This is a genomic window from Chitinophaga sp. (assembly GCF_036569125.1).
Taxonomy (GTDB): Bacteria; Bacteroidota; Bacteroidia; order Chitinophagales; family Chitinophagaceae; genus Chitinophaga.
The window spans coordinates 1-9,010 of the sequence record NZ_DATCRF010000769.1 but is presented as its reverse complement, the minus strand read 5'-3'; the positions used below and the strand labels follow the sequence as shown (position 1 = coordinate 9,010).

The 9,010-nt window shown below is 50.7% G+C and carries 6 protein-coding genes; all 6 read left to right on the top strand.

Going from position 1 to position 9,010, the window contains the following annotated elements:
* A partial coding sequence (locus VIM87_RS28415; RefSeq protein WP_332000257.1) for a sigma-70 family RNA polymerase sigma factor occupies positions 1 to 515 on the top strand: 515 nt, incomplete at its 5' end.
* A 56-nt stretch (positions 516 to 571) separates the two neighbouring features.
* Entirely contained in the window at positions 572 to 1,777 is a 1,206-nt protein-coding gene (locus VIM87_RS28410) for a FecR family protein (protein WP_332000256.1), read from the top strand.
* A gap of 212 nt (positions 1,778 to 1,989) precedes the next feature.
* Complete coding sequence (locus VIM87_RS28405; protein ID WP_332000255.1) at positions 1,990 to 5,475, top strand: SusC/RagA family TonB-linked outer membrane protein; 3,486 nt, start codon at positions 1,990 to 1,992, stop codon at positions 5,473 to 5,475.
* 18 nt (positions 5,476 to 5,493) lie between these two features.
* Positions 5,494 to 7,017: a RagB/SusD family nutrient uptake outer membrane protein gene (locus tag VIM87_RS28400; RefSeq protein ID WP_332000254.1), complete on the top strand. Its 1,524-nt coding sequence runs from the start codon at positions 5,494 to 5,496 to the stop codon at positions 7,015 to 7,017.
* An 18-nt stretch (positions 7,018 to 7,035) separates the two neighbouring features.
* Positions 7,036 to 8,166: a TlpA disulfide reductase family protein gene (locus VIM87_RS28395; RefSeq protein WP_332000253.1), complete on the top strand. Its 1,131-nt coding sequence runs from the start codon at positions 7,036 to 7,038 to the stop codon at positions 8,164 to 8,166.
* 8 nt (positions 8,167 to 8,174) lie between these two features.
* A partial coding sequence (locus VIM87_RS28390; protein ID WP_332000252.1) for a hypothetical protein occupies positions 8,175 to 9,010 on the top strand: 836 nt, incomplete at its 3' end.

Genomic DNA, 9,010 nt, shown 5'->3' with positions numbered 1-9,010 from the left:
GCCGGTACCGCCATGAAGTATATGCCTACGCCATGACCCTGGTGAAATTGCCCGATGTAGCAGAAGACCTCCTGCAGGATGTGTTCGTGCGCATTTGGGACGCCCGGCATAAAATCGCGATCAAAAAAGATTTTCGTCCTTACCTGTTCCGGGTATGTCATAACCGGGCCTACGATGTGCACCTGGAAATGGCCAGGGATCAAAAGTTTAAAGACCGGCTGCTGCGTCATTACGAGGTAACCGCCGGTCCGGTGGACCCATTTGCGGAGCAAGACTCTCCTAACATCCAGCTCATGGAACAGGCCCTGGCCACGTTATCGCCCCAACGCCGCCGCATCTATGAAATGTGCAAGCGGGAAGGCAAAAGCTACGAGGAAGTGGCCAGCGAGCTTGGCATCTCCACCAATACCGTCCGCAATCACATGGTCCAGTCGATTGCGCTGCTGCGCAGCTATTTGAAGCAATATGGCAAGCTGGCGGTGCTGCTCCTGTTGCTCGGACCAGATTTTTATTAAAAAAGTCCGGATCCCATTAGTCTTTTTTTCTGCCTCTCACAGTCTGTATATAGAATATGGATCATCCAACGTCATATTACAAAGATTTACTGGCCGGTTTTATCCGGGATGAGATCACCGCCGAGCAGGCCGAAGTGTTGTGGTCATTCATTGAGCAGCATCCGGATAGATATAAAGAGATGCTGGATGATCCGGCAATACAGCAATTATCAGCCCAGCAGGCGCAAGCCTCCGGGCTGACAGTATCTGAACAGGCCGATACCCGGATCAGGGAGCAGGTATTGGCGCATACGGGCCTGGAAATGGGTGCGGGCAAAGCATTCCCGTTACGGAGATGGGTCTGGGCTGCCGCCGCGGTCCTGCTGATCGGGGCAACAACCCTTATTACCGTGCTGCGCAATCGCACGGCTCATCTTCCCGCCACGATTACCCAGGGCGCCGGCAATATAGCTGCGCCGCAGGTATCAAAGGCCAGGGTAACGTTGGCCAGCGGGCAGGTGATAGCCCTGGACAGCCTTTCCAGTGGCCTGCTGGCCCAACAGGGAAGTATCAGACTCGTGAAGCTGGCCGCCGGCCAGGTCGCCTACCAATCGGCCAGCGGGGAAACCTTCCGTGAAATGCAGTACAACACCCTTACCAACCCGCGTGGCAGTAAGGTAGTGGACATGCAGCTCTCGGATGGCTCACGTATCTGGCTCAATGCTGGTTCTTCCATTACTTACCCGGTAGCCTTTGCAGGCAATGAGCGAAAAGTAGTGTTGAAGGGAGAGGGATATTTTGAAGTGGCCAAAGATGCAGCCCGGCAATTTATAGTGGCGGCAAACGGTGTGAATACCATGGTATTGGGCACGCATTTTAATGTACATTCCTATGAGGAGCAAACGAAAGTCACACTTCTGGAAGGCCTCGTAAAAGTAGCCCGGCAAGGGCAGGTTGATAACGGTATCGCCATCCGCCCCGGCCAGCAGGTGCTGGCCGGCGGTGCCGGGCAATTACAGGTCACCGGTAATATCGATCCCGCTGCCGTGATGGCATGGAAAAACGGTGTGTTTAATTTTGACGGGATGAACGTAAGGCAGGCAATGGCAGAATTGGAGCGTTGGTATGATATAGACGTAGCGTATGAAGAAGGCGTGCAGGACGTGAAAGTATTTGGGGAGATCGACCGGAATCTGGCCCTGGGAGGTGTGTTGGAGATCCTGGGCAATGCCGGGTTCCACTACCGCCTGGAAGCGGGCAGAAAATTGGTGCTGATGAAATGACATTGAATAATCATCATAAGCAGGGGGCAAAAAAACGGTAGTGTTGGGACCACTACCGGTAAGTATTTGTTGTCTTCAAAAAAGGCGTATCAACCAATTTATTAACAAGCAAACGACTGCAATTTATGCAAAAAAACTGTTTATCCCGCGCCAGGCGGGATGACTGGATTGTCATGTCTATAACGGCATCCCGGACCAAAATCGGAAGGATCATGAGATTAACTGCACTTTTACTGACTGTCGCATTGCTGCAAGTCCGGGCTTCTACCTCGGCGCAGACAGTTACTCTTACCGGCAAGGACCTTACTTTGAAAGAAATTTTTTCCGTCATCAAAGAGCAGACCGGTTACCTGGTCTTTGGCAAGCAGGAGCTGCTGGAAAGCGGCAAGCCGGTAACAATTGCGGCCCGCAACATGGCTTTGACGGAGTTTTTGGACAAGGTGATGAAGGATCAGCCACTAACTTACAAGATCACAGGGAAGTCTATTGCCTTATCTGCTAAACCAGCTGCCACGTTTAAACCGTTGGCGCCTTCTCCTTTCGCAGAAGATACTACGATCACTGGAAAGGTCGTCGCTGAAGATGGCACACCTATACCCGGCGCAACCGTTAAGCTGAAGAATTCTAATATTGGAGTGACTACGGATGCGGAAGGGAATTTTATACTTCCGAAGCAGGATGGTAATGAAATGTTGCTAATTAGTTTTGTAGGCTATCAAACCAGGGAAGTGCCTTTCCGTGGTAAAAGTATCCTTGCGGTAATGAGCATTGATGTTCAAAAACTGGATGAAGTTGCAGTCGTTACTACCGGATATCAAAAAATACCGAAGGAACGCGCAACCGGTTCTTTCGGCACCATCAGTAAAGCACAGCTGAACAAACCCTCCATCAATATATCGCAACGCATTATTGGCGCGGTAGCCGGAGTACAGGCCCGCTCCATGGATGCGGATGGCACACCTTCGTTCGAAATACGCGGGCAAACCAGCCTGTATGGCAATGCCAGGCCGCTTGTGGTAGTGGACGGATTTGCCATACAGGGTGATTTCAGCAGTATTAACCCGAATGATGTGGAAAGCATCACCGTGCTGAAAGATGCCGCTGCCGCCTCTATCTGGGGCGCCCGTGCTGCCAATGGCGTTATTGTCATTACCACCAAAAGTGCTCAAAAGAGTACGCCGCTGAAAGTGGAGTTCTCGGCCTTTACCAGGGTAGGGAAGAAGATGGACCTGGATTATGTGCGTCCGCTGGCCTCACCGGCCGAAACGGTGGACTATGAAATGAAGGCTTTCAACAACTGGAGCGCCCTGCTTAATTCCGGCGCATTGAGCAGCAATGTAAACAAGGTGTGGTCGCCGGCTACCGTAGCCATGAGCGAACAATTCCTGGGCTACATCACGCTGGCGCAAAGAGACTCTATCCTGAACCGGTTGAGAACACAGGATAACAGGCAGCAGATCAAAGACAACCTGCTGGCCAACCCTGTTAACCAGCAATACAATCTTACGTTGTATGGTTCTTCCAGTAAAATGAGCAATGCCTTGTCGTTGCTGTTTGAAAAGAACCAATCTAACTTTAAAGAAACCGGCAGCGAGCGCTATATGCTCAATTACCGCACGGCGGCTGTTATCACCAAATGGCTGGATGTGGACCTGAGCGCGATGGTACAACACACACGCAGCCGCTATGATGGTGTTACATTGGCGGACATTAACAGTTTTTCCCCCTATGAAATGCTGTTGAACCCCAACGGGTCCTACACCAACATCAGCCAGTATTATACGCCCATCCTGCAGCGGTTTGTGCCAATGGATAAATTCCCGTATAGCGATTGGAGCTACAATCCCATACAGGAAATCCACAGCCGGGATAGCAGCATTTCACAGCTCAATGCAAGGCTGCAGGCCGGGCTTACTTTCAAATTGATGAAGGGGCTTACCATCAACAGCCGTTTACAATACGAAACCTTCAACAGCAACAACCGCTACCTGCGCGACGAAAATAGTTTTTATGTAAGAAAGACAGTGAATGAAGCAACTACCTGGACCCAGGGTACCAATACCCTTATACCCAACCTGCCCAAAGGAAGTATCCTCAACCAGTCGAGGAACAAAGTAGAATCATGGAACTTCAGGAACCAGCTGAACTACAACCACACGTTTGGAAGCAAGCACGAAATAAACCTGGCTGCGGGTGTAGAAGTGAACAGCACGGTGGCAGAACTGTTCGGGTATCCCACAACCTATGGTTACAACGATGAAACCCTTACCATCGGTACTTTCCCGAACGGGCCGGGCGGTGTTTTTTCGCCTATAAAAGATTGGCTGGGCAACAACCAGACCTTCTCATACACCGGCTCGTTCAATTATACATCCGAACGTTACTACTCTTCTTATGCCAACCTGGCCTATACTTACGGCGGGCGCTATACCATTTCAGGCAGCTATCGTACGGATGCGTCCAACCTCATCACCGACGATCCGAAATACCGCTATGCGCCCTTCTGGAGTATTGGCGGCCTGTGGAACCTTACCCGCGAAAAATTCCTGAACGGCACTACCTGGCTCGATCACCTGCGGCTGCGTGCTACCTATGGCTACAATGGCAACGTGGATAAATTTACCGCCTTTATGCCATTGATCGCAACGGTTGCTACCCCCAACACCTGGACCAATGACTATACCGCTACCATCAGCAGTTACGGCAACCCCACATTGCGCTGGGAAAAAACAGGCACCTGGAACCTGGGCGTCGACTACAGCCTGTTCAACGGCCGCCTGTCCGGTAAGGTAGATGTGTACAATAAAGCAGGACGGGACCTGATCGCACAGCTGTCGATCCCCGCTGTGAATGGCACCACCTCGCAAAAGCTGAACAACGCCAAAATGACCAACAAAGGCATTGAGCTGGAACTGGCAACGGTATTGCCTATACGAAACGATGACATTGTATGGCGCGGCAATTTGAATTTCTCTTACAACAGGAACCGTATCACCGACCTTTTCCTGGCCAACTATGCATCACCTGATCTGTTGAATGGCGGCTACGGCGCCTATGTGGTGGGCATGGATGCCAATACCTTATGGCGTTTTCAATATTCAGGTGTGCAGAACGGACAACCGACCGTGTTAGGACCCGGCAAGGCGCCGGTAACTTTCACCTCCGGTGTGCCGGGGGACGCGCGTACCTATTTGCTGAACATGGGTACTACCGTTGCGCCTTATACACTGGGTTTCATCAACTCGTTTAAAGTGTATGATTTTGACCTCTCCTTTATCATTACCGGAAAATTCGGCCATGTATTTCAGCGTAAAGGGTTTAACTACCCGTCAAACAGGACGCGCAGGGTATTACCCAATAGCAAGCTCAGTGAAGTGGTCAACGGCGATCCCGACAAAATAATACCGTTGCCGCTAACCCCCGTTGAGCCGCTTTATTATTTCTGGTCCAGCTTTCACCAGTACGTTAGTTACCTGACGGAGAGCGCCTCGCACGTGCGCCTGCAGGAAGTGAGCCTGGCATATACCATCCCGCAGCCATTGCTGAAAAAAATGCAGCTCAACAGCCTGCAGTTCTATGCGCAGGCTAACGACCTGTATACCTGGTATAAGAACGATGCCAAAGAAGATCCCGAATACCCCCTGGGTACACTGAAACCAATGCCTAAACTAACACTGGGTCTGCGGCTCGATTTCTAATCTTTTAACTGCTGTCGAATGAAAACGATCATAAAAAATTGTATTGCATTAGCGCTCGCCGCCGGACTGCTGCCGGGTTGCGATAAGTTCCTGGACGAGCGGCCGTCAAAAACGTCCTCCCTGGTGGTGACTACCACCAGCCAGCTGAATGCGTTGCTCAACGACTACAACGAGTTTTACGCCGAGAGCAATAGTACTGCCATACTTAGTACAGACGATTATGGCCTGACCACCGCCATATATGATGCCAGGCCGGGCATATTTTCGCCCATTACCGTTCAGTATAACACATGGGATACGGCGTACCTCATGGATGATCCCGGACAATCCTTTTGGAGCAGCGAATACCGCAAGATCTTTACTGCCAACATGGTGTTGCAGTATGCCGACAAGGTGACCGGTCCCGATGAGGACAAAGCCAACCTGAAAGCCGATGCACACTTCATAAGGGCCTACAGTTATTTTCAACTGGCCAATACCTTCACCCTGCCTTATCCGGGCGGCAAAGGGGACGAGCCGGGCTTACCGCTTAAACTGACCATTTCTTTCGACGAGCCTGTTGCACGGGCCCCTTTGTCGAAAGTATATGAGCAGATAGAGGCAGACCTGGCAGAAGCGATGAAGATCAAGATGCCGCTGATACAAAACGGCAAGCCCCGTCACTGGCGCGCCAATACGGCTGCAGTAAATGGTTTTGCAGCCCGTTACTACCTCGCGATGAACAAATATACCGACGCGTTGAAATATGCCAATCAGGCCTTGCAGGAGTACAGCACGCTGGTTGATTACAACACGCAAATGCGTTATGGCCGTGACGAGGTGGTGACCATCAATCCCGGTCCGAACGCGCAAACTGTTACGCTGAAATATCCCTATACGCACGATAACCAGGAAGACTTTACTGATATGATCGGCTGGCCCGAGTTCCTGTATTTCAGAATGCTGGACTACGGCAGGTGGTGGTATATGCCCAGCACCGCGTTGATGAACCTGTACGACCAGGCGCATGACCTCCGTTACCTGTATCATTACGTGGAAGGCTACTCATACGATCTCGGTATGATCGATCCCGCTTATAATTATCCGGGTTACGTCTTCTTCTTTAAAGACAGGATCCCATCTGGTCCTACCACCGCAGAAATGTTGTTAATAAAGGCCGAAGCGCAGGCGCGCACGGACGACTTGGGGGGCGCAATGGCTACGCTGAACAGCCTGCGTGCAAAGCGTATGACGCCAGGCCCCTGGGTGAACCTGACAGCTACCGGTAAAGATGATGCGATCAAAAAAGTGCTGGATGAAAGAAGAAGGGAAATGCCGTTTGTGCATCGCTGGTATGATGTACGCCGCTATAACAATAACGATGACCCAAATGATGATGTGGTGATGTCGAAAACGTTTTACCCGTATACATTATCATCGGTATTGTCTACCCAGCCTGTAAAGACCTACACGCTGCCTAAGAACTCACGCCGTTTTGCAGCGCCGCTGCCAAGAACGGAAATGATCTCCAGCAATGGGGCCATTCAGCAGAATACGTATTGATAACAAATCGAAAGATATATGAGAAAGCTTGTAACGGTGTTGTTATGCTGTGTACCGCTGTATATGCAGGCACAGGTACCATTCCGGCTCACCGGTAAGATCGGGGCTTTGATGGCGCCGGCTAAAATTGTGCTGAGCTATGCAGACAGCAGTGACAATATTATAACGGATTCGGCCATTCTCAGGAACGGCCGGTTTGAATTCACAGGCCATATAGCATACCCAACCAGGGCTTCGCTGGAACTGTATCACCCGGGCGGGCGTTCAGCAGATGGGCAGCCAGACATGTTAATGGTATATCTCGACAGCGAACCTGTTATGGTGACCAGTAGTAAAGATTCTGTAAAGAATGCCATCGTCAAAGGGTCCAAGCTGAATGAGAAGTATACGGGTCTGCAGGCAGCTTTAAAGCCGTTTAATAAACAGTTTGCGGCATTGAGTGAAGCCAATGCCAGCTACGCCGCAGAAAAGGGCGACACCAGAGCCATGATGCCCGGCATGAAAGAGCAGTGGGCAGCGGTGGCTGAGAAAAAGATAGCAGTGGTGAAGCAATTTATTGCTGACAATCCGGACTCATATCTGAGTTTGGAGATGCTCCCTATGGTGCTTTCATTGCCGTATAAACCGGAAGAGATAGAACCTGCGTTCAATGCTTTGGCGCCTGCTGTAAGGAACACGGTGGCCGGTAAAAAAATGGCTGAACAGATAGTCAAACTGAAAACAATCGGTGTTGGTTCACCTGCGCCCGACTTTGTGCAAAATGATACCAGCGGCGTACCGGTAAAATTGTCTTCGTTCAGGGGTAAATATGTGCTGGTCGATTTCTGGGCAAGCTGGTGCCATCCCTGCCGGGCTGATAACCCCAACCTTGTAAAGAGCTTCAACAAGTACAAAGACAAAAATTTCACGGTGCTGGGCGTATCGCTTGATCGCCCCGGCGACCGGGAAAAATGGCTGAAGGCCATCCATGATGATGGGCTGGCCTGGACGAATGTGTCGGACCTGGCATTCTGGAAAAATGCAGCTGCAAAACTGTACGGAGTGCATGCTATTCCGCAGAACTACCTGGTTGATCCATCGGGAAAGATCATAGCCCAGCATCTGCATGGCGAAGAGCTGGATAAAAAATTGAATGAATTACTTCGATAACATTAACTATGAAAAGATTATTGTTTGTTGTTTTTGTTTTCTGCGTTTGTAATACGCAGGCGCAGGTAGATTCACTGGTGAAAGTGATAGAATCGCGAAAGGATAGTGTCAATGCCCTGCGTGCTTACCTTGCCGCTATGGGTGGTACGACCGATGATGCGGTAGCGCAGTTCAATACCTGGATGAAAAAATTCCCGGAATCCCCCAGCTTCCCTTATGTATTGGGCGAAGCATACTACAAAAAACGCCAACGCATGAAGGTGATAGAAAATTGGTTGAAAGTGCTGCAGATGAACCGGAAATTCGAAAAGATAGACAAGCTGTGGCCCATTGTCGTGAAATCAGATTGGAACCTTGACATCCCTGTTACGCCGAACACGATCGATTCGTTGAAAAGGGTGATCGCCGCGAACCCTGATAGTTTGTTGCCGGTTCGCCAGTATGTTTTCGTGGCCGGGAGTGAAGAAGAAGCTACCGTGCAACAGCTTGAAGCCTGGGAGAAACAGTTTCCCCGCTCGCCAGCTATACCCCTGGGAATGGGGATGAACCTGTATAATGTGGAGAGCCCTAAGGCAAAGCCCTGGTTGTTGAAAGCGGCGGAATTGCAACCCGGGAACGCGGCTGTATGGGTGATGCTACATCTTGATGCCGAACGCTGGGGCGATCAGAAAGCGGCGCATGAGTACATGGGTAAAGCTTCGGCGGCCGCACCGGATGATCCCAATTACGCATACTATTATATCCGGTATTATGAAGATACCGATCCCGCCTTGTGGCGCACAAAATTATACGAGCTGGCAAAACGTTTTCCCAATGATGAACGTGGCGCCCAGGGACTGTACGA